The following is a 22,747-nucleotide window of genomic DNA, read 5'->3' as shown; positions in this document are numbered from 1 at the left end:
TGTCGGTTTGAGTAAAACTCAATCCATATTTTAGTAAATCGACGAAATAAATTGCTTTAATCTTTCTGAGTCTGGGTTTTGGAACAGTTTTTCGGGTGCACCCTGTTCTTCCACCAGCCCCTGATGCAAAAACATCACCTGATTAGACACATCTCGTGCGAATGCCATTTCATGCGTCACCACCAGCATGGTCCTGCCTTCCTGAGCCAGATCCTGCATTACACCCAGCACCTCCCCGACCAGTTCAGGGTCAAGCGCCGAAGTTGGTTCGTCAAACAGCATCACTTCAGGATCAACCGCCAGTGCCCGGGCAATCGCAGCACGCTGCTGCTGACCACCAGACAGATGTCCGGGATAATAATGACGTCTCTCGTACAGGCCGACTTTCTTCAGAAGGGCTTCTGCTTTTTCAATCGCTTCGGCCTTCGGTACGCCCAGTACATGAACCGGCGCCTCAATTACATTCCCCAGAACCGTCATATGAGACCAAAGATTAAAGCCCTGAAAGACCATCGCCAGCCGGGAGCGGATACGCTGAACCTGACGCTCGTCCACAGGTAAGAATTCACCGCGACGGTTGTTTTTCATTTTAATGAGTTCACCGTTGACCCAGATTTCACCCTGAGTCGGTGTTTCCAACAGGTTAATACAGCGAAGAAACGTACTTTTACCTGAACCTGATGAACCAATAATGGAGATCACATCTCCCCGGTGCGCTGTCAGTGAAATCCCTTTCAGCACTTCGTTCTGGCCAAAAGATTTATGTAAATCCTTTACCTCAAGCGCTACTGCATCTGTCATGCGCTTTGTCTCCTGTTGCTTTGTCAAACCCACAGACTGCACTGAAAACTAATCATGCAAATCTGGCTGAATGTACTTAATACTGCCCGCACAAACCTTTATGCACAGCGACAGTAACCTTCAAACCGACACCATTAACACAGTGCCAACATATAAAGAACGGAGAGAACTGATTCTGAAAACGATTCAATGTTTCACACAATTTCTTTATACAGGTAACTTTATTTTATTATCAATCAATTAGAGGACATTCCGTTCTTTCTGCTACAACTGCCTTTACTGCAGAGAGATAGTCTGTTTTCTCATCCCTTTGTCGAAGGTATCACCACGAACTCAGATTGACAACATTTTGTTAACGTTCGGATTTTAGCATTATCAGATGAATAAATCGCATATTTAATCATTAAACACTGCCAATTGATTATTCTGCGAACACAATAGAATCTCATTAATTATAGATAGAAACCCAGTTTCATAGATGTTCCTTTTCTGCCTCTCCGGCCAAAAACAAAGGTACATATGTCAAACACCGGGAAAATAAAGCAACACCGGACGTTCCAGGAAGTCAGAATCAGGGAAGGTATTTGTCGGGTTGCCTTGAAATGTAATCGTTCCCATCTGATGACAGCACCAACGTCTATGCCGATTTCCCCGGATGAGCTGATTTCTCAGACCATCTCAAAGTGGGAAAACATGCAGATTGAGTAACTGATAATGTGCTTCCTAAAGAGCCAGAAAATTAGCCAGAACTTGACGGCGCTTACAGATTTGCCAACATCCGGCATCCTCAAAACTATTCCCGGCATGAAAAAGGGTGATTGTCTCGTCCCTTCCGATGCCCCTATCCCCCGCCAAAAGAACACAACTTACGTAAATTAATTACACAACCTTGTCAGAACGCCCGTATTTCTCGGGACAAAAGATGCATTTCCGTAGTTTTCCTTCATTTGAGAGAAGTGAATGATCAGGATCAAATTTGCTGGGTAAGAGCGGGAGTAAACTAACACCATAATCAATATTCGATGCCAGATGTGCATCCGTACCGGACTCAGGCCCGATCCCCGGTACATATAAAAAGAATTTCTGACTTGTAGAACGAGGCCCGCTATGTCATCAAACATTCAATACGGTGACGTCCATACCGAGGTGGAAACCGATAGTTATTCGGCTCACCATCAACCTGCCAGTGCATTTCCAAACCGCTCACGCTATCTGGATCATGAACTGCAGATCATGAAACCCCGTCGATGGGGACTCAACCTGCCCGGCCGGGATTTCCGGTTTGAGTGGGAAGATTTAGTCCCGGCCATTGCCGGAACCATCGGCATCATCGCCATGTATTCCGCCGTGATGTCTTCCTATGCGGCCGCATTCGGCCTGGGCCCTGACTTTGTGGTTGAAAACGTGCGGGTCGAGATGCTGGTGTCCGCATCCCTCTTTTGTATCCTTGTTTCCGGCTTTTTAAACCCGCGCGCCAACCTGGCCGGTAACCATGGCCCGATGATCCCGATGATTGGCATGATTGCCGCCGCAGGTGGTCACCCGCTGGCACTGGGGATTCTACTGGGCGGTTTCGGCCTGGCGCTCAGCCTGTGCAAAGGGGGCTCAAGACTGGTCAAACTCACCAGTGACGGCGTTGCCGGTGGCCTGCTGATCTTCCTGGGCTTTGTCGGCTCGACCGGCCAGATCAAAAGCCTGCTGAGCTGGGGCAGTGAGATCAACATGGGTTATGTCGCCGTGCTGATTCTTTTTGTCAGTATTGTGCTGTACGCGTTTCTGGCCCGTATCGGCAAACGCTGGCTGGCAATTCCGGTCTGTGCCGTCACCGGAGGCATCATTGCCGCAGTGATGGGGGCGCCTTTCGAATTTCATACCACTCCGGGACTGCCAAACCTGAATCCGGCTTACTGGTGGGGTTCAACTGAAACCGGCTGGAAACTGGGCTTACCGACCATGGAGCATTTCATCGCTTCCTTACCGTTTGCCCTGCTGGCCGTTGCCATGTGGTCTCCGGATTTTCTGGGCCACCGCATTTTCCAGGAAATGAACTACCCTGAGAAAACCGACAAGGTCTTAATGGATGTCGACGACACCATGACCGGCTGTTCTGTCCGTCAAATCGTTGGGGCAGCCTTTGGTGGCGGGAATGTCACCTCATCCTGGGGCACCTATATGATCCCGGCCGCAATTGCAAAACGTCCGATTCCGGCGGGTGCGATTTTACTGGGCAGCATCTGTATTGTTGTCGCCATTATCGGCTACCCGATGGACATTGCGATCTGGCCACCGGTCATGACGATTGCACTGCTGGCCGGGGTATTCCTGCCACTGCTGGAAGCCGGTATGCAAATGGTGAAAGACGCCAAATCCAGCCAGTCCGCCGGGATCTGTATCTTTGCCTCGATGGCCGTCAACCCGGTCTTCGGCTGGGCGGTCACCATGCTGCTGGATAACAACGGCCTGATTGGCGACAAAGATCGTCCGAATCACCTGACACTGGCTGACCGCCTGATTATTCCGGGTCTGACACTGATTGTCTGTCTGGGTGCCATGCTGGCAGTCGGCATGATTCCGGGTATCCCTGCGCTGCTGGGATAATCCTGAAGAATATGAAATATTTAGCATAGCCGTGCGGCACATCAAAGCCCGGCTCAGTGAAAACTGAAATACTGATACACATGCAGCCGCTGCACAATCGGTGCAGCGCCTGTAACACTTTCTACTGACGAATAACAGGTAGGTATACTATGGCAGACCAATTTGCTAACGCTTGGGAAAGCTTTGCTGCGGGTGACTGGCAAAACGAAGTCAATGTCCGTGACTTTATCCAGAAAAATTACACCCCTTACGAGGGCGATGAAGCATTCCTGGTCAGCGAAGGCACGGCTGCAACCCAGCAGCTGTGGGCAAAAGTGATGGAAGGCATCAAACAGGAAAACGCAACCCATGCACCTGTTGACTTTGATACCTCGGTCATTTCTACCATTACCGCTCACGACGCCGGCTACATCGATCAATCGCTGGAAACCATCGTCGGTCTGCAAACCGAAGCACCGCTGAAACGTGCCATCATCCCGAATGGTGGGATCCGGATGGTGGAAAGCTCCTGTAAAGCCTACGATCGCGAACTGGATCCGCAAGTGAAGAAAATCTTCACTGAATACCGCAAAACCCATAACCAGGGCGTGTTCGACATTTATACCCCGGACATCATGAAATGCCGTAAATCCGGTGTGCTGACCGGTCTGCCGGATGCGTATGGCCGTGGCCGTATTATCGGTGACTACCGTCGTATCGCGCTGTACGGTATTGATTATCTGATGCAGGACAAATTTGCACAGTTCACTTCTCTGCAAGCGAAGTTTGAACAAGGCGAAGATCTGCAAATGACCATGCAGCTGCGTGAAGAAATTGCAGAGCAGCACCGCGCCCTGGGCCAGATGAAAGAAATGGCAGCTAAATACGGCTTCGATATTTCACGCCCGGCGGAAACGGCTCAGGAAGCCATTCAGTGGACCTACTTCGGTTATCTGGCTGCCGTGAAGTCTCAAAATGGTGCCGCGATGTCTCTGGGTCGTACCTCGACCTTCCTCGACATCTATATTGATCGCGACCTGAAAGCCGGCAAGATCACCGAAGAACAAGCTCAGGAAATGATTGACCACTTCGTCATGAAGCTGCGGATGGTCCGCTTCCTGCGTACGCCTGAGTATGATGAGCTGTTCTCTGGTGACCCAATCTGGGCAACCGAATCCATCGGTGGTATGGGTGTTGATGGCCGCACGCTGGTATCGAAAACCAGCTTCCGCTTCCTGAACACCCTGTACACCATGGGCCCAAGCCCAGAGCCGAATATCACGGTGCTGTGGTCCGAAAGCCTGCCTGAAGGCTTCAAGAAGTTCTGTGCCAAAGTGTCCATCGACACCTCATCAATCCAGTATGAGAACGATGACCTGATGCGTCCGGACTTCGAATCTGACGATTACGCCATTGCCTGCTGCGTCTCGCCAATGGTGGTCGGTAAGCACATGCAGTTCTTCGGTGCCCGTGCCAACCTGGCCAAAACGCTGCTGTACGCAATCAACGGCGGTGTGGATGAGAAACTGAAAATCCAGATCGGTCCGAAGTCAGCGCCAATGGCTGATGACGTGCTGGACTTTGACAAAGTCATGTCAAGCCTGGATTCTTTCATGGACTGGCTGGCGACCCAGTACGTCACCGCACTGAACTCGATCCACTTCATGCACGATAAATACAGCTATGAAGCGGCTCTGATGGCGCTGCATGACCGTGACGTCCGCCGCACCATGGCTTGTGGTATCGCGGGGCTGTCTGTTGCGGCCGACTCCCTGTCTGCGATTAAGTACGCCAAAGTGAAACCGGTCCGTGACGAAAACGGCATTGCCACCGACTTTGATATTGAAGGCGATTATCCGAAATTCGGGAACAACGATGCCCGGGTCGATGACATTGCCTGCGATCTGGTTGAACGCTTCATGAACAAGATTCGTCAGCTGAAGACCTATCGTAATGCTGTTCCGACTCAGTCTATCCTGACCATCACTTCAAACGTGGTGTACGGGAAGAAAACCGGGAACACGCCGGACGGTCGCCGTGCAGGTCAGCCGTTTGCACCGGGTGCCAACCCAATGCACGGCCGTGATGAAAAAGGTGCGGTCGCTTCACTGACCTCTGTCGGTAAACTGCCGTTCGCACATGCCAAAGACGGTATTTCTTATACCTTCTCCATTGTGCCGAACGCACTGGGTAAATCCGATGATTCTCGCCGCGCGAATCTGGCAGGTCTGATGGATGGTTACTTCCATCATGAATCCGGCCTTGAAGGCGGACAGCACCTGAACGTGAACGTGCTGAACCGTGAAACGCTGGAAGATGCGGTGAAACATCCGGAAAAATACCCGCAGCTGACTATCCGGGTTTCCGGCTATGCGGTACGATTCAACTCACTGACCACAGAGCAACAGCAGGACGTGATTGCACGAACCTTCACTGATTCTCTGTAAGACTGTACCGGGCGGGAAACTGTCCGGTCATCTTGCTCCCCGCGGCTTCCCGGCCGTGGGGAATATACCCAAGTGACCACCGGAACCTGTCTCTTCTGAGCTGCCATCCTGAGGTGACTTGGGTATATTATTGAATAGCGACACCAAGCATTATCGGGGAGCGCGCATATGTCCGTAAAAGGCCGCATTCATTCATTCGAGTCTTGTGGAACAGTTGATGGGCCAGGGATCCGGTTCATCGTTTTCATGCAGGGCTGCCTGCTGCGATGCCAGTACTGCCACAATCGCGATACCTGGGATCTGGAAGACGGCCGTGAAGTGACCGTCGATGAACTCATGAAAGAAGCACTCTCCTATCGCCACTTTATGAACGCCTCCGGAGGTGGTGTCACAGCCTCCGGCGGAGAAGCAATTCTGCAACCGGAATTTATCCGCGATTTCTTCCGGGCTGCGAAAGCCGAGAACATCCATACCTGTTTAGATACCAACGGTTATGTCCGCAAGCATACACCCGTCATTGATGAGCTGCTGGAAGCAACGGATCTGGTCCTTTTGGATCTCAAACAGATTGATGATGAAATTCATCACGATCTGGTGGGCGTTCCCAATAAACGGATTCTGGATTTTGCCCGCTACCTGCACAAAATCGGCCAGAAAACCTGGATCCGTCATGTCGTGGTTCCAGGGTTCACCGATACCGAAACGTCCGCCCGACTGCTGGGCGAATTTATCAAAGACATGGACAACGTTGAAAAAGTCGAACTGCTGCCGTATCACCAGCTGGGCGCCCACAAATGGGAAGCGATGGGTTATGACTATCCGCTGGAAGGCGTCAAACCACCATCGAAAGAAGTGATGGAAAAAATCAAGGGCATCCTGTCGGAGTACCACCCGAACGTGATGTACTGAGCTCGCTGAATCAACGGTGAACCGAACGGCTTCCGTATGGTTCCCGGATAAATGTCCTGCCGGTGCAATCGACTCTCGTCACTCCCGCACCGGCGGGCATCCAACCCCGATTCAGCTCATTTATCCTGCCGGAAAATATAATCCCGATCCGCAAACGTCCGGACCCATTCCGGCTTATAAACCACCAGCAAGGTGGTCGCCATGCCGTTCAGTAACGCCTCAGGAAACAGCAGCAAAGGGATCAGAACCAGATAATTATCAACGATATACTGCCAGCGAAACTCCCCTTCCAGCCAGATCCAGCTCCCCGTCAGCAGCATATGAACCACCTGTGACAGTGCCCCATTAAAAAAAGCAGCCACAAAAATATAAACAAACAAATGACGCGGCAGATAACGGTAACTCAGCAAAAAGACACCATAACTGGCCAAAGCCGGCGCGACCACGCCCGTCAGATTCACCAGCCCAAGATCCTGCCACGCCACAAGTCCGAAAACAGCCAGCAGGATACCCGGTAAAACACTGATCCAAATCGCAATCCGCCAACCGTGTGACAATGTCAGAACAGTCAGTGCCAGAAAATGGACCTGAAGCCCGTCGACCAGTCCGGCACGCAGACTCCATAACAAAAACAGGGCAACAGCCGAGCCTAGCACCAGATGCTGATAGTCTTTCTCCTGTCTGAATTTCGGATAGAACTCTCTGGGATACGAGGCAAGCAAAATCAAAAGCCAGACCGCCCAGCCTATCCAGGAAAGTGTTGTCATCAGTTACATCCTTGTCATCGAAATCACGGTATAGATAGCCCAAATGCCCGGCGGCACAATTATACATCCGCAGCACCGATCATTTGACGAAAAAAATCAGGAATACCCTGTCAGATCAATAGCTGTGCGGTACATCCTGCTAAGCTGTAAACAGTGAAAAAATTGCAGGACATTGCTATGGAAATGACAAACGCCCAACGCCTCATTCTGTCGAATCAGTACCGTCTGATGGCTCAGCTTGATTCAGACAACGCCGCCAAATATGCCCGTCTGCAAACCATTGTCGAACGGGGTTATGGTCTGCAACTGCGAGAGCTGGACAAAGACTTTGGTGCCATTCCCGAAGCTGAATGTAAAGAAATCATCGAAGTGATGGAAATGCACCATGCCATGCAGGAATCCTGTAAGCAGTTGTCCGCAGAAAATCAGCAGCAGATTGACTGCCGTCGGCTCACGTTTCTCGGTTTTGACGCCATCAGCGAACCTCAGCAAATGCACTATGTTCGCTTCCTGGCTGAAGTTGAAAAACTGTATCCGCATTTTCTGCCCTCTGAGCACCACTTCAACAGTCATGTGCCGATGCAGAGCAAATACCGCCGTATGCTGACCGTCTGGCAGAAATGCCCTCGCCAGTATCATTTGTCAGCGACTGAAATTCAGCAAATTCTCAACGCCTGAGCCAGGCAACAAAAGTTACGGAGATTACAAAATTCATCTCCGGGGTGGCAGCACACGCTGCCCCCATCACTCTTTCTCTCATTCACATTGGTATTCATGACGAAAATACGTCAGAGTATTGACACATCTTTTTGCAAATTAAACATTGGCGAATTCTGATGTTCCGGTAGATTTGTGTGATCTAAAACATGCTTTAAGTGAGTTTGGGTCAAAACAGGCCCAAGTAAGCGATCCGGCACAGGAAAATCGATAAGCAATGAATACTTCAGAAAACCGTTTCTGAATTTCCTGTCCCGATAGCAGCAAACTTATATATAAACGCATCAACACGATTCTGCTGATACCTGTAACCAGGCTACACCGGAAAGATGGTTACACACTGAATATCTGTTGTTACATTCGAAAGGACTCGGGTCATGTTATTCAGGCGATTCATCGTACTCATTCTGATCTCCGGCACCGCCTTTGCCGGAAGCAGGGAACAACTGGTGATCCTGACCACTGACAATCCGGCTCTGCTCTCCCCCGGCGTTGAGCTTTTTCAGCAGCATTACCCAAATCTGGATGTTCAAATCCTGCAGCGTCATGAAGCCGATGCTCTGGCCATGCTCTCGGCCCCAAACCATGACGTTGATGTCGTGTCCTCATCATCAATCCGGCTCTTCAGGCCCCTGACAAACCACAATGCTTTGATCCCGGTTGCCCGCCTTACCCCTCACAAAAGCCCGATGGATACAGAATATATTGCGGTTCTGGGGTATTCCGGTTATGGCCTGATCTGGAACCAGCGTCATCTGGATAAGCATCAGTTACCTGCACCACAACGACTGGAAGCCCTGACCGATCCGCTCTACTACAACCATTTGGTCATGAGCAGCCCCTCGCGCTCCGCCACGACGCACCAAATGATCGAGAAGCTGTTGCAACGACATGGCTGGGATCACGGCTGGGGACTGCTGTTGCAGGTTGGCGGGAATCTGGACAGCGTTTCAGCCAGCAGCGAAAAGGTCAGTCATATCGTCGCCAGTGGTCAGGCCGACGTTGGTCTGGTCATCGACAGTGATGCCAAGGCACAGCATGCCCTGTTTCCATTCGTTCATTTCCGCTACCAGCCGGACAGCCTGATCCTGCCCGGTTATCTTGCGGCGCTTTCAACTGACTCGTCTTCCCCGTACGGGAAAAACTTTGTGCAATTCATGCTTTCAGAAGTGGTGCAGAAACAGATCGAAGAGGCGCCGCTATATAAGCTGCGACGACACGCGCGGCCTCAGTTTGAAGTCGCCACGTTCCCGCTCAATCAGGAATTACTGCATCAGCGCGCCATCCTCGTCCAGCAATTGTTCGACATCAGTATCAGCAAACAGCTCCCCTTATTAAATCAAGCCTGGCATATGATTCATGAGGTCCGCCGACTGCCCGGTCTTGAGCCACAGCAGGCAACCCAACTCGCACGAGCGGTAACACTAGCATCGACCCCGGTGATACGGCACGAACAGGCACATCAGCCCGCTTTCGCTGCCTTGCAGGATCCCAGTCGTCACACGGATTCGGCACAAAAACTTGAAAGCTTGCAGGATGCAATGAGCCGTCAGTTACAGGAATCAATTCAGCTGACTCAGGCCATCCTCTTCTCTCAGAAGCAGGTGCCGTAATGCTGAAACGAAAAACGATTGGCAACCGGTTAATCAGTGCTATCAGCCTGATGGCTTTCCTGAGCATTGGCGTCAGCTTGATTGCTCTGATTACCTGGGAAAGCCTGGATGATCAGATTGATGCAATCGTCAGCAAAAACCTGCCCACGCTGCGTGCCAGCTACCATCTGGAACGTGATACCGCAGCACTGAAAGATACGCTGCATAAAATCAGCTTCAACAAAGATCATGCACGCCACGCCGAGCTGAAACAAAAAATTACTGAGGAAGCTGCGCAAATTACCGAGTCCATTGCCAATACGGCCAGCCTGGCCTCATATCCGGCACTGAAAATCGAACTTGAAACCCTGCTCAGTGATATCGAGTCCTACACCAAGCTGCTGAATAAAAGGACCAGCTTGCTGCTGACACTGGCTCAGTCGGAAGCCCGGCTGAACTGGCTGCATCAGAACATCGTTGAAGAGCTGGTCCCGATCCGGCAGGAACTGGAATGGCAGCTGACACGCCTGGATCCCAAGCAGCTGGATGACGGGAAAATCCGGGCAAACATTGATGAATTTTCCCTGTTACAGTCCATCACCATTCAGGAAAACGAACTGCATCAGCTGGTCAAAGATATCTTCCAGCAATATCAAAACCGGGATATTTCCAATAGCTTTCAGTATCTCGGCCACAAGACCGAGCAACTGAAAAGCATGGGCGATGTACTCAGCCACTATCCGTCGACCCTGCTTTTTCTTCAGCACCTCAATGAATTGGTGAGCCTGGTTGAACCCGGCGGTCCGGTGGAAAGACAGCTGCAGACTCTGTCCAGCCTGCAAAAATCTGTTCACATCTATGATAAGCGAATTCAGAACCGCCTGGTTTATCAGGAAGAACTCATTCAGGCCATGGTTGATCAGGCAGACAGCTCGCTGCTGGCACTCAATGATCATACCCGGCAGTCGGTGATCATCAGCAGTTACATCTTATTGGGCGTGGTCCTGCTGGCGATTACATTATCTGTCCTGCTTTCTGTCTATCTGGTCAGCCGGGGGATCGTCACTCGGCTGAACCAGCTCAGCCACGACCTCTATGCCGTGGCACACGGCGATCTGAACGCGACCATTCAGGTTGACGGTGATGATGAAATCGGTCTGCTGGGGGACAGTCTGCGTCAGTTCCGCCAGCAGATGCTGGAAATGCAGCAAACCAATGCCCTCAACCTGATCAATAATACCCAGGCCAGTATCATTACCTGTGACCTGTCCGGTGTTGTGGAGTCAGTCAACCCCAGTGCACAGGCCCTGTTTCAGACCGGCTCCATTCCCAAAGGGCACACCTTATGGTCCCTCTTCAACCACAACACGGAAACACGCCTCAAGCGCCTGTTTCAGAAAGGAAGCCTTTTACAAACGAACAGGGCCTGCAGCCTGACCATCAGGCATACACAGCATCAGGAGCCGCGTTACTTGCGGCTGGACTTCCGTCATTTCAATCAGGGACATGAAGACAAAGTCATCATCACGATGACAGATATTACAGAACAGGAAAGTGCAGCACGCTGGCTGGAAGGAATGGTACATGAAAAAACAGAGTCTCTGACCAAACGAAACCGCCAGTTAAAAGCAGAAATTGAAGACCGGAAACGGATTGAAGCCGATCTGCGGTCAACTCAGGACGAACTGATTCAGGCTGCAAAAATGGCCGTGGTCGGTCAGACCATGACCTCACTGGCTCATGAACTGAACCAGCCGCTATCGGCCATGTCAACGCACCTGTTTGCCACGAAAATGGCCGTCAGTCAGGACAATTATACCCAGCTGCCCGCCAGTCTGGATAAGATGGAAAGCCTCACGGAACGGATGGGCCGGATCATTTCCAGCCTGAGAAATTTCGCCAGAAAACAGTCTGCCAACCGTGCTGTTCAGGCGATCGATATCCAGCAGTCGCTCTGCCATGCCCGGCAACTGATCGAGAGTCGCCTGAAAATACAGCAGACTACGCTGCAGTACCTCGTCGACACCCCCTACCAGGTCCTGGCGGATCCGGTTCAGTTTGAACAGGTTCTGGTGAACCTCTTCGTCAACAGCTGCGATGCCGTAGCGGGCTGTCATACCCGGGAAATCCATGTCGATGTGCTCGACAATCATTCAGACAACCAGTCACTCAGACTGGCTGTCTGCGATACCGGCCCCGGATTTGCGGCCAGTATCATAGAGAAACTCTTTGTTCCCTTCACCACCACCAAAGATGTGGGACTCGGGCTGGGATTAAACATTTGCCGTTCCATCATGAACAGAATCGAAGGCAATATTTACCTTGCTTCAACATTGCAAGGAGGCGCTATGGTCGTTTTGGAGTTAAAGAAGTATGACGATTAACGATAACATTGAAGTGCTGATCATTGATGACGATCAGGATGTTGTAGATGCCTATCAGCACCTGCTTGAGGTGGCTGGTTATCAGGCAAAAACGGCCACAGACCCACTGCAGGCTCTGGCCCTGCTGCACAAAGACTGGCCCGGGGTTGTGATCACGGATATGTATATGCCGGGCACCAGTGGTAAAGATGTCTTACATCAGGTCAAAGCGCTGGATGACAGTTTACCCGTCATTATGATTACCGGGCACGGCGATATTCCCATGGCCGTTGATGCCCTGAAAAATGGTGCCGTCGATTTTCTGCAAAAACCGCTGCAACCCGCCGAACTGATCACCCTGCTTGAGAAACACCTGCCGCAGCGAAAGCAACTCGTCTCTCACCGCAAGAGAGTGCAGCAAACAACCCATGATGTCCTGCTGGGGGACAGTCCGCGTATCGAGAGCATCCGCGAACAAATCACCCTGGCGGCCAATAACAATAAAGACGTTCTGATCGAAGGTGAAACAGGCACAGGCCGCCACACCGTTGCCAGTCTGCTGCACCAGCACAGTGACATCAGCCAGGGACCATTGATTAAGCTGTGTGGCTCCAGAGTGGAGCGGACCCCGGATCTGCAACGGGCCATGATTAACGCGCGTGGCGGCAGCATCTGTATTAACAACCTGCCTGCCATGCCGCCGGAATCACAACGCTGGCTGTGCCGATTCTTACTCGAACAGGAGCGGTTGGGAAAACGGGAAGTCAGAGTGCTGGCGATTCTCGAAGGTACCGCAGAAGGTGCCGTGGAAAATGAGTCTCTGGTGCCGGAGCTGTTTTACTTCCTCAGCCAGGTTCGTTTTATCATGCCACCACTGCGCCAGCGGGTCAGTGATATCACGCCTTTATTCAAATACTTCCTGAATGCCAGTTGCCAGAAGCTGAATAAACAAGTCCCGGTGATTGATAAAGCCTATATCAATACCCTCAACCGCCATCAGTGGCAGGGAAATGTGCTTGAACTCCGCAACGTCGCTGAGCTCTATGCCATTGGTATCGTGAAGCTGACGGGGCAGGAACGTACTAAGCCCTTAGCACAGATGAGCAGTCCGTTGGACGATTTGATCGACAGTTATGAGAAACGGGTCATTGAGGATGCGCTTTACCTGTTCAGCGGCCGTATTAATGAAGTCTCGAACTACCTGCAAATTCCGCGTAAAAAGCTCTATCTGAGAATGAAAAAGCACAGTCTCGATAAAGCAGACTACAAAGCAAGATAAGCGGGACAAGCCCGAAACAAAAAAAGCCGGAGCACTGCCCCGGCTTTTTCGTCACTGAATTCGGGAAATCAGAACTCGTAACGGATTCCCAGCTGATAGAAATCTTCCTCCGCATCACCGAAGTCAGCACCGCCATTGGTGCCATTATCTCCATCACGGAAGACATAGCTGGCAAACAGTGAAGAACGGCTGGTGAGGTGATACTGAGCTTCAAGGGTCGTGTCTTTCAGTTCCAGTTCATCCCCATCCGTGTTCTCCAGGCTGCGGTAACCACCACGCAGGGTCCAGTAATCGTTCAGATCATAGATGGCAACCACTTCCCACACTTCATCTTTACTCTTATTGGCAGCTCCGGTATCCAGCTCATCTTCGGAGTATTCTGCACCCAGAGAGATTGCACCAATCTTATAGGTGGCACCAATCCCCCAGAAGTTATATTCGTTGCCGTCTTTATCTTCACTGTACTGATAAGCCAGTACTGGTGCCAGGCTGCCGCCTTCACCCAAGTCCAGGGTATATCGGGCCGCCGCATTCATACCGTAGTCCAGTACTTCGCCAAAACGGTTGACGTCATTATTGCCAAAAATATAGGCAACCGAGAAATCCAGTCCGTTCACACTGTTCTGGTACTGCAGCGTGGCGTCCTGACGGAAGACCTGTACGGCTGTACCGTCAACCCGGTTGGCCTGACGCGCTGTTGCAATATCAGACAGAGCGAACACGTCCACGATATCGGTGAACATAATGAGACCAGACGCCACACGGCCACCCGTCACTTTACCCAATTCCTTGCCGTCGATACCCGCCCAGACATAACGAGGAGACAGGCTGTCATCGCCTGAGTTTTCAGCTTCAGCTGCACCCACCTGATACTCAGCCCAGCCGATCACAGAAAACTGATCATTAATTGGCTGTGAACCGCCCAGTCCGATACGGGCATCGAATTCACCATTCGTATCATTTTCGTTGGTGTCTTTGTCTGTGATGTTATATCCCAGACGGCCGTACACATTCACTTCGCTGCCATCTTCTCCTTTGTAGATATTGGCTGCGTAGCTCGCACCACTGACACATAAGCTGGAAATAATTGCCGCTGCTAATGTTTTTTTCATCTTTGTTTCCTTGAGTCAATATCCGGGGCTTCCGCCAAATCATCAGGGTCACCCGAAGCGCAAAAAAAAAGGCTGGAAACAGCAGAAGCGGCCTCAGGGAAAGGCAGTTAAAGCCTGAAGCCGGCTCCATTAAATCTTCACAACCTCAAAAGACAGCATAGAGCAGAGATTCACTATATGCACAAACAGAGTAACTTCTTTCCCTGAATATGCCCTTAATAAAACTGTGCCTGTTTCACATTGATCTGCTTAATATTTTTCTGTGAAAAAGATCACTTTTTTCTTTAGCCCGATCGATTATAAAACCAGACCGCAGCGGCCGGTTTTCGGGTTCTCTGCCCGGATAAAACAAGGTACAATCCTGCGTTTTGACACTCGGTGCTCTCTCATGCCTTATCAATGTCCTTTATGCCATCAGCCTCTCGAACACCGGGAAAATTACTGGCGGTGTCAGCAAAACCATCAGTTTGATCAGGCCAAAGAAGGCTACGTCAATCTCATGCCGGTTCATCATAAAAGTTCGAAAAATCCCGGCGACAACAAAGAGATGATGCAGGCCAGAAGAGCATTTCTTGAAGCAGGCCATTATGCGCCGATGAAAGACAAAGTGGTTGCGCTGCTCCACCGGTATGCGCCGGCGAACAGTCACCGTCTGTTGGATATCGGTTGCGGGGAAGGCTACTACACGTCCGCGTTCACGGCTTTAAGCGACCAGCATCCGGCACTGGCAGTACACGGGCTGGATATCTCAAAAGTTGCGGTCCGGTACGCAGCAAAACGCTACAAAGATTGTCATTTCTGTGTTGCTTCCAGCCATCGCCTGCCCTTCGCCGATCACAGCCTGGATGCCATGGTGCGCATCTACGCGCCCTGCAAAGCCGCTGAAATTACCCGCACTCTGAAACCGGGAGCGATTTTGCTGACCGTGACCCCGGCAGCACGACATCTGCATCAGTTAAAAGCCCAGATCTATGATGAGGTCAGGCCGCATGATATTCCGGCAGAATCTCTGCCCGGTATGTCACTGATCCACGAAGAGCAGTTACATTACGAAATGACACTCGACGGCAAAGAAGCCACCGCCCTGATGCAGATGACCCCGTTTGCCTGGAAGACCCCGGATTCGGTCTGGCAATTCCTGGCCCAGCAGCAGGCGTTTCATTGCGAGGCTGATTTCACACTTCGCGTTTATCAGTTGTCGGAAGCTGAAATCTCGCAACCTAATTGAAATTAATTCTCATTACTATTGAGTGTTCTGCCAGTCTTCTCTATCATAGCGTCCATGAAAGAACACACTGAACCGTCCATACTGTGACTGATACGAAGTCAGTACGACGATTCAGGAGAAAGGATGATATGCATGAAGACTGGCTATGCCTTTATACTGACAGCCCTGCTCAGTGGCTGTACAACACCGTCAGCACCGGTTAAACAAGCTCCGCCTGACACATTTTATGATTACACCATTCGCTCACCTCAAGGCGCCTCTCTGACAGAGCAACAGCTTGCTGAGGCGTTGTCTGACGCCGATATTGTGCTGGTAGGAGAATGGCACAGCCATCCGGGAACCCACCTGTTACAAACCCGTCTGCTGGCAGCCATGTATGCCAATCGCCCTGCCCTGGCTCTGTCGATGGAGCAGTTTACCCGGGATAAACAAAGCGTCGTAAACCAGTACCTCAATGGTGAAATTGGTGAACAAACGCTGATTCAGCAAGGCAATGCCTGGCCAAACTATGAATCAGACTACCGTCCGCTGATTGAATTTGCCCGTGAACATCATCTGGATGTCATTGCCAGCAATGCGCCGAAATCGATTGTGCGTTGCGTCGGCCGCTACGGTCCCGATTACCTCAACCGTCTTCCTGCCTCAGAGCGCCAGTGGGTTGCTCAGTCACTTACACTGGAAAATGACCGATACAAAGAAAAATTCACTGCATCTATGCACCATGGTGATCAAGCCCAAACCGAGCGACAATTTGCCGCCCAGACCGCCTGGGACGACACCATGGCCGAAAGCATGGTCGACTACCTGCAAACCCATCCCGGCCACCAGATTCTGCACATCGCCGGTCGGTTCCACACGGCAGAAGGACTAGGAACAGCGTCCCGCATTGCAGCCCGTCATCCCGGACTCAAAGTTGTCATGGTGACTCCGGTCACCCAGGACAGCCCCGTTGCCGAAGGTTCACCTGATTTTCAGGTCGAAGTCCATCCCATGCCGCAACGCTATGTGCAGGAAGCCAATATGAAAGTGGCCTTCTCCAACCTGAAACAGCGCAGCAGTCAATTGACCTGTCTTAGTGAATAATCCCGCGCTCCCCCGGCAGCCGATATCCGGCTGCCTGTTACACCTCCCCTTCTTGTGCATCAACCGTTTCATTCCTGAAGAAATTGTTCACAAAACATGCAACGCGCCAATTTCCGTCACTGCGAGTGAGCGGCAGTTCACTGTAATCACAAAAATACCAATAAAAAATAAGTCACCAAATACCAAGTAAAACGTCTAACTTTTGACCAATAAACAGCCATGAAAGCAATATATAAAACCAACCAATAACCAAAACTCAGTTTATCACCCCCAAACCTTGTTACATTGTTGTTAATTTTTGGATGTTCTTTCTTTTCCCATTGAGCTAAAACATTATGCCAATGACGGGTGTTTTTGATGGCCCAGCCAGTGGCCCGTCTCGTTATCACACCAGAACAAGGATTGGATTATGAAGGGAACCAAACTGCTTTCTGCGGCCTGTATTGCTGCAGCATTGGCGCTCACAGCGACGCCAACGCTGGCTGAGATGGCAAAAGTTGCCGTTTCACAGATCGTTGAACACCCGGCGCTGGACGCAACCCGTCAGGGCTTATTGGATGGCCTGAAAGAAAAAGGGTACGTAGAAGGCAAAAACCTGGAATTCACCTATCAGACGGCTCAGGGTAACCCGGCTATTGCAGTACAAATTGCCAAGCAGTTTGTCGGTGAACAGCCCGATGTTCTGGTTGGCATTGCCACACCGACCGCCCAGGCCCTGGCTGCAGCCACCCGTTCAATTCCCGTTGTTTTCACTGCAGTCACCGATCCTGTCGGCGCCAAACTGGTTCGTAATACCGAGAAGCCGGAACGCAACGTGACCGGCCTGTCAGATCTCTCTCCGGTTGCACAGCATGTCGACCTGATTAAAGAGATCCTGCCAGATGCCAAGCGAATTGGTGTGATTTATAACCCGGGCGAAGCCAACGCCGTCGCTCTGGTTGACCTGCTGCGTAAAGCTGCAAAAGAGAAAGGCATGGAGGTCGTTGAAGGCACAGCACTGAAGAGTGCAGACGTGCAGTCAGCCGCTCAAATCGTTGCTGCGAAATCCGATGCTCTGTACGCCCCGACAGATAACACCGTCGCCAGTGCCGTTGAAGGACTGGTCAATGCTGGTAACCAGGCGGGGATTCCTGTGATTGGAGCATCCACAACTTATATTGAAAGTGGTGCACTGGCCGCACTGGGCTTTGACTATTATCAGGTTGGTGTTCAGACCGCCGACTATGTCGATGCCCTGCTCAAAGGCAAGAAAGTCTCTGAACTGCCAGTCAAAGTCGCGGTCGGTTCCGACCTGGCCCTGAATGAAAAAGTGGCAGCGAAACTGCACATCACTTTGCCGAAATCACTGGTTAGCCGCGCAACCTCAATCACCAAATAACTACACATCTCTCAGGCACCGGCCGACCCGCCGGTGCCAGCAAGGAATAAGGAGCAGTTGATGTCTTTCTTTGCTTTGATCGGTACGCTGGAAATCGGCTTGGTTTATGGCCTGGTTGCTCTTGGCGTTTATCTCACTTTCCGTGTTCTGGATTTTCCGGATCTGTCTGTTGATGGCAGCTTCCCGATGGGGGCCGCTGTCGCTGCGACCGCAATTATCGCCGGAGTCAACCCTTGGCTTGCGACAATGCTGGCGGTGCTGGCCGGAGGAATGTGTGGTCTGGTGACCGCTTTTCTTGCCGTACGTTGTGGGATCCTGCACCTGCTGGCCAGTATCCTGACGATGATCGCCGCTTTCTCGATCAACATCCGTATTATGGGGCGTCCGAACCTGGCGCTGCTGGGCGATGACACCATTCTGACCCCATTCGAAAACTTCGCTTTTGACACCGGAATGGATGCCGGCCTGATCCGCCTGGCGGTCATTCTGGCACTAGTGATCTTCAGCGGCTGGTTTGTGGTTCGCCTGCTGGCCAGTGATTTTGGCCTGGGACTGCGCGCTACCGGCGTAAACAGCCGGATGGTCAGTGCCCAGGGTGGTAATACAGCCCTTTACACCTACTTTGGTCTGGCGCTGTCAAACGCATTTGTCGGTTTCTCCGGTGCGCTGTTTGCACAAACCAACAACTTCGCCGACGTGACCTCCGGGGTCGGTACCATTGTAGTCGGTCTGGCTGCGGTGATCCTTGGTCAAACCCTGATCCCGGGCCGTAAAATCTGGGTAGCGGTTGTTGCCGTAATTCTGGGCTCCGTGCTTTATCGTCTGGCGGTCGCGTTTGCGCTGAGTACCGGCATGTTCGGTCTGAAAGCCTCCGACCTGAACCTGATCACCGCAGTTCTGGTTGCGCTGGCGCTGATTGCACCGAAGATGAAGCGCAATTTTCAGCGGAAGAAAAAACAGGCCGTTGCCACAAAAAAGAAGCTCGCGTAAGCCGGACCAGAAGGTAAGAACACTATGATTGAACTCAACAACATCCGCGTTACCTTCAATGAAGGCACCATTCTTGAAAATCAGGCATTGCGCGGGGTCAACCTGACGGTCCCGGAACGCCAGTTTGTGACTGTCATCGGCTCAAACGGCGCCGGTAAATCCACCCTGCTGGGTGCCATCAGCGGGGAAACCCCGATGTCCGACGGGAAAGTGGTTATCAATGGCGTTGATGTCACCAGCAAAGCGGTGCATGAACGGGCACAGTATGCAGCCCGGGTCTTTCAGGACCCGCTGGCAGGAACCTGCGCCTCACTGACCATTGAGGAAAATATGGCGCTGGCCATGCAGCGCGGCAGCCGCCGTACCTGGAAGCTGGCCTTGTCGTCACAGCGCAGAAAACTGTTTCAGGAACGGATCAGTATTCTGGGCCTGGGACTGGAAGACCGGCTGGGAGACAGCATCGGCCTGTTATCCGGCGGACAGCGTCAGGCTGTCAGTCTGGTCATGGCGACGCTGGCTGACAGTAAGCTGTTGCTGCTTGATGAACATACAGCAGCACTGGATCCAAGAATGGCCGCTTTCGTTCTGGAACTCACCAAGCGCGTGGTCGAGGAATTTGACCTGACTGTGATGATGGTGACTCACTCCATGAAAGATGCCCTCGCCTATGGCGACCGGACCGTCATGCTTCACCAGGGGAATATTGTACTGGATGTGGCAGGTCAGGAGCGGGCCAATATGGACGTGAAACATCTGCTGGAGATGTTCAGCAAAGTGCGGGGCGAAGAGCTGGCTGACGACAGCCTGCTGCTCAGCTGATTCATCAGCTTCGACTCATGAGGCGGAATTTGCCGCCTCATCTTTTTCTGCACTTCCTTGCCACTTCACTGTTCCTGCGCAGATTTACGCAGGACAGCCCCCTGATACCCCCCCAATTCAATGTAATTGATCGGTTCTCCTGTACTGCCGTCATAAAATACCTGCTCATAAGTACCGGGCAGGGAAATGCGCATCGGTCTGGTTTCCAGAAAGCTTTTTTGCCCGGCCTTTTGGATTGCCCGGTAAACCACCAGCCCATGTTCATACCGCCGGGCAATCACCCCTTCTGCCGGCTGTTTGCTGAACCAGCCGCTGCGATAGAGCCAGAACCAGTTCGCAGGCAGCATCTGATGCGGCCCTAACACCGGCTTTCGGCTGTCTCCGCTGAACGGGTCCGCCTGCCACCAGACGACTTTATACCCTTTCGGCGGAGCAACAGGTTTCCCCAGATCGACCCTCAGCATCCCGGATGGCTGATAGACCCAGTTCTTGGGCAAGCCGGGGCGATACCAGTCCCGCACCGTCGTATTGGTGCTGTCATAAGTCTGGCTGTTGCCCCAATTGTGGTAATACGTCAGCCCCGGCTGATTGAACAGGTAATAGAGTGCCAGTCCGGTTTCCGTATCACGCGTCCAGGCATTACTGTCACTGGGGTGTAAATCGCTGTAACCGTCTCGCATCGAAACCATCAGCACACTCTGTACCCCGTCTGCACTCAAAGAAAATTGCTGCCAGCTTTGCTGCAGCTTCGCCAACCCCATCGCCGGGGAGATCAAACGGGGCCGCACCCAGATGTCCACCAATCCTTTCAAGGCAGCTTCCGGTGCATTTTGCTGCCACAGCGAGAGCCCTGAGAATTCGGCAGCAAACACTGGCGGCGAAAACTGATGTTTCATCTTGTTCAGTAATGCCACCAGCATTTCAAAATAGCGGTCTTCGGCCTCTGCTGTCCCTGCCACCAAAGGCAGCTCCAGTAACTGCCCCCCGCTGTCGACCGAGATATTGCTTCCAGCCAGTAATGGCTTCAGTCGTGGCAGGTAGCCACCAGCGACGCCCTCACGGCGCCAATGGTATCGATACCATCTCATCAGCAAAACCTGGATTGCCGGATCGCTCAGATTCGCCCGGTATACACAAGAAGATGCCGGGCGGCGGCCACTGACAAGCACCCGGGCCTGATAGGGAAAGCGGGCACTCGCGGAAGGATTGACCCTGCTCTGGAATTCATCGTCGCTGAGCAATCCGTTCTGATCTTTGTCATTCACCGGGTCCCAGCCGGGAACAAATAAACCATTGGTATCCTGAACCAGCCAGGGCTGTAACCGAACCGAAGCGACACGGGTTTCCTGCGGCCAGCGCAATGCGATCGTCCAGGCAGCCTCTGATGTGGTTCCCGTCAGCACCGCTGGCTGCCATCCGTCTGGCATGGTCAAATAGCCCGTAAACAGGGTTTCGCCCTGTTGCTGCCATCGCACATCAAGCAGCTGCCAGCCAATGGGGCTTTGCCACAGTACTTGCATTGGCGGCCTGCCGGCTTCCAGCTCAAGTACCGTGAACGGATCATCTGCCATCAGGATCAGGGACTGTGATTCCACCAGAGATACCGGCAGGTTTGCCGTGCTGAACTGGCCGTTCAGCTCAGTCCAGAACTGCCGGGGCTGCGGCTCAGGCAGTTCCGGAAAGGGGGATGACGCAGAATCCTGCCAGGACAGGCGGGTATCTTCGGCATAATGCAGAAACAGGCGTTCTGGCTCCACACCCGCCAGTCCTGCCTGACGGTAAAGCCATTGACGCTGTTCATCCGGATGACAGGACAGATTCTGGAGCTGAAACGGAAGGAGTACGTGGCTTTGCTGATTGAGCGCCGGAGACTGCCAGCTTCCGAGCACCAGATCAGCATGGTGCAGTTCCCACTGTTTTACGGCTTCTGCCGAGTGAAAGCGTGACGTCGTCAGCGGTTCTTCCCATCCACCGGGAAAGAGCCACGCAGCTCCCGTTGACGGGTAAACCTGTGCCTTCACAGCACAGGTCAGCAAAATCATCAGTAAACAAATCAGTCTTCCGCAACGCATTCTGCTCCCTCAAGGCAGCGGGAATCAGCTTTAGCTTAGCGTGAAAGACGATACGATGAAGGGTTAAAAATTGGACAAAAAAGCCGTGCACAATGCACGGCTTCACAGAAGGCTTCACTTCGGGACTACCAGCCCATCCAGTGGCCCAGCCCCCACAGCGTAATCATGGCCATGAAACCGGCCAGGATGTCATCGACCATGATCCCCACGCCACCATGGACATTTTTATCCAGCCAGCTGATCGGCCAGGGTTTCACCATGTCGAAGAAACGGAACAGAATAAAACCGCTGATCACCCAGGGCAGGCTCATTGGCGGAGCAATGGCCATCGTGATCCAAAAGCCGACAAATTCATCCCAGACAATACTGCCATGGTCATGAACTCCCATGTCCTGCGCAGTTCTGTGACAGATGTAAATGCCCGCCAGCGCTGCGATCAGGGTGATCCCAAGATAAGCCGCGTAAGGCAACTGGATCAGCAGATAGTAAAACGGTACCGACGCCAGCGTTCCGACTGTACCGGGAATGACAGGTGACAGGCCACTGCCAAATCCGGTTGCCAGCAAATGCCAGGGGTTACTCAGTTTGATATACAGTTTGGGATCTCGCACAA

General features: G+C 52.2%; 17 protein-coding genes. 12 read left to right on the top strand and 5 right to left on the bottom strand.

The features are described from left to right. Positions 1-30: 30 nt before the first annotated feature. The gene (locus tag SPK40_RS12080; protein ID WP_248141163.1) at positions 31-801 is read right to left on the bottom strand and encodes an ABC transporter ATP-binding protein; all 771 of its coding nucleotides are present in this window, start codon (positions 799-801) and stop codon (positions 31-33) included. Between the two features lie 1,107 nt (positions 802-1,908). Between SPK40_RS12080 and SPK40_RS12075 the strand changes: the two genes are divergently transcribed. From SPK40_RS12075 to pflA, 3 genes are all read left to right on the top strand, one after another. Next, positions 1,909-3,399 carry a DUF3360 family protein gene (locus SPK40_RS12075; RefSeq protein ID WP_330960618.1) on the top strand — a complete coding sequence of 497 codons (1,491 nt, stop codon included), beginning with the start codon at positions 1,909-1,911 and terminating at the stop codon, positions 3,397-3,399. Between the two features lie 149 nt (positions 3,400-3,548). Continuing rightward, positions 3,549-5,825, top strand: coding sequence for a formate C-acetyltransferase (pflB, locus tag SPK40_RS12070; RefSeq protein WP_330960617.1), 2,277 nt, complete (start codon positions 3,549-3,551; stop codon positions 5,823-5,825). A 168-nt stretch (positions 5,826-5,993) separates the two neighbouring features. Beyond that, complete coding sequence (pflA, locus tag SPK40_RS12065; RefSeq protein WP_248141166.1) at positions 5,994-6,734, top strand: pyruvate formate lyase 1-activating protein; 741 nt, start codon at positions 5,994-5,996, stop codon at positions 6,732-6,734. A 116-nt stretch (positions 6,735-6,850) separates the two neighbouring features. Here pflA and SPK40_RS12060 read toward each other — a convergent pair whose 3' ends face one another. Then, positions 6,851-7,501 carry an energy-coupling factor ABC transporter permease gene (locus tag SPK40_RS12060; RefSeq protein ID WP_248141167.1) on the bottom strand — a complete coding sequence of 217 codons (651 nt, stop codon included), beginning with the start codon at positions 7,499-7,501 and terminating at the stop codon, positions 6,851-6,853. Positions 7,502-7,678: 177 nt separating this feature from the next. On the opposite strand from SPK40_RS12060, the gene SPK40_RS12055 reads away from it, so the two are divergent. The 4 genes from SPK40_RS12055 (at position 7,679) to SPK40_RS12040 (ending at position 13,452) form a co-directional block, all read left to right on the top strand. Next, on the top strand, positions 7,679-8,179 hold the full coding sequence (locus SPK40_RS12055; RefSeq protein ID WP_248141168.1) for a YfbU family protein: 501 nt from the start codon (positions 7,679-7,681) through the stop codon (positions 8,177-8,179). 416 nt (positions 8,180-8,595) lie between these two features. After that, entirely contained in the window at positions 8,596-9,831 is a 1,236-nt protein-coding gene (locus SPK40_RS12050) for an ABC transporter substrate-binding protein (protein ID WP_330960616.1), read from the top strand. Further along, on the top strand, positions 9,831-12,194 hold the full coding sequence (locus tag SPK40_RS12045) for an ATP-binding protein (protein WP_330960615.1): 2,364 nt from the start codon (positions 9,831-9,833) through the stop codon (positions 12,192-12,194). The genes SPK40_RS12050 and SPK40_RS12045 overlap by 1 nt, the downstream gene beginning before the upstream one ends. Then, complete coding sequence (locus SPK40_RS12040) at positions 12,184-13,452, top strand: sigma-54-dependent transcriptional regulator (RefSeq protein ID WP_248141171.1); 1,269 nt, start codon at positions 12,184-12,186, stop codon at positions 13,450-13,452. Before SPK40_RS12045 ends, SPK40_RS12040 begins: the two co-directional genes overlap by 11 nt. 68 nt (positions 13,453-13,520) lie before the next feature. Here the strand turns inward: SPK40_RS12040 and SPK40_RS12035 are convergent, their stop codons facing one another. Beyond that, the gene (locus SPK40_RS12035; protein WP_330960614.1) at positions 13,521-14,564 is read right to left on the bottom strand and encodes a porin; all 1,044 of its coding nucleotides are present in this window, start codon (positions 14,562-14,564) and stop codon (positions 13,521-13,523) included. A 388-nt stretch (positions 14,565-14,952) separates the two neighbouring features. Here SPK40_RS12035 and rlmA point away from each other — a divergent pair, with 388 nt between their 5' ends. The 5 genes from rlmA (at position 14,953) to SPK40_RS12010 (ending at position 20,062) form a co-directional block, all read left to right on the top strand. Beyond that, on the top strand, positions 14,953-15,792 hold the full coding sequence (gene rlmA, locus SPK40_RS12030; RefSeq protein WP_330960613.1) for a 23S rRNA (guanine(745)-N(1))-methyltransferase: 840 nt from the start codon (positions 14,953-14,955) through the stop codon (positions 15,790-15,792). 132 nt (positions 15,793-15,924) lie between these two features. After that, entirely contained in the window at positions 15,925-16,875 is a 951-nt protein-coding gene (locus SPK40_RS12025; RefSeq protein WP_330960612.1) for a ChaN family lipoprotein, read from the top strand. A 409-nt stretch (positions 16,876-17,284) separates the two neighbouring features. Continuing rightward, complete coding sequence (locus SPK40_RS12020; protein WP_248141175.1) at positions 17,285-18,253, top strand: ABC transporter substrate-binding protein; 969 nt, start codon at positions 17,285-17,287, stop codon at positions 18,251-18,253. Between the two features lie 60 nt (positions 18,254-18,313). Next, positions 18,314-19,243, top strand: a complete 930-nt coding sequence (locus tag SPK40_RS12015; RefSeq protein WP_248141176.1) for an ABC transporter permease — start codon at positions 18,314-18,316, stop codon at positions 19,241-19,243. A gap of 24 nt (positions 19,244-19,267) precedes the next feature. Then, positions 19,268-20,062, top strand: coding sequence for an ABC transporter ATP-binding protein (locus tag SPK40_RS12010; protein WP_248141177.1), 795 nt, complete (start codon positions 19,268-19,270; stop codon positions 20,060-20,062). 65 nt (positions 20,063-20,127) lie between these two features. Here the strand turns inward: SPK40_RS12010 and SPK40_RS12005 are convergent, their stop codons facing one another. Beyond that, positions 20,128-22,134, bottom strand: a complete 2,007-nt coding sequence (locus SPK40_RS12005) for a hypothetical protein (RefSeq protein WP_330960611.1) — start codon at positions 22,132-22,134, stop codon at positions 20,128-20,130. A 125-nt stretch (positions 22,135-22,259) separates the two neighbouring features. Continuing rightward, positions 22,260-22,745, bottom strand: coding sequence for a phosphatidylglycerophosphatase A (gene pgpA, locus SPK40_RS12000; RefSeq protein ID WP_330960610.1), 486 nt, complete (start codon positions 22,743-22,745; stop codon positions 22,260-22,262). Positions 22,746-22,747 lie beyond the last annotated feature (2 nt).

Source organism: Photobacterium sp. 53610 (genome assembly GCF_036409375.1).
GTDB lineage: Bacteria > Pseudomonadota > Gammaproteobacteria > Enterobacterales > Vibrionaceae > Photobacterium.
Note: the sequence above shows the minus strand (reverse complement) of the source record. Positions and strands in the feature narration are given on the sequence as shown.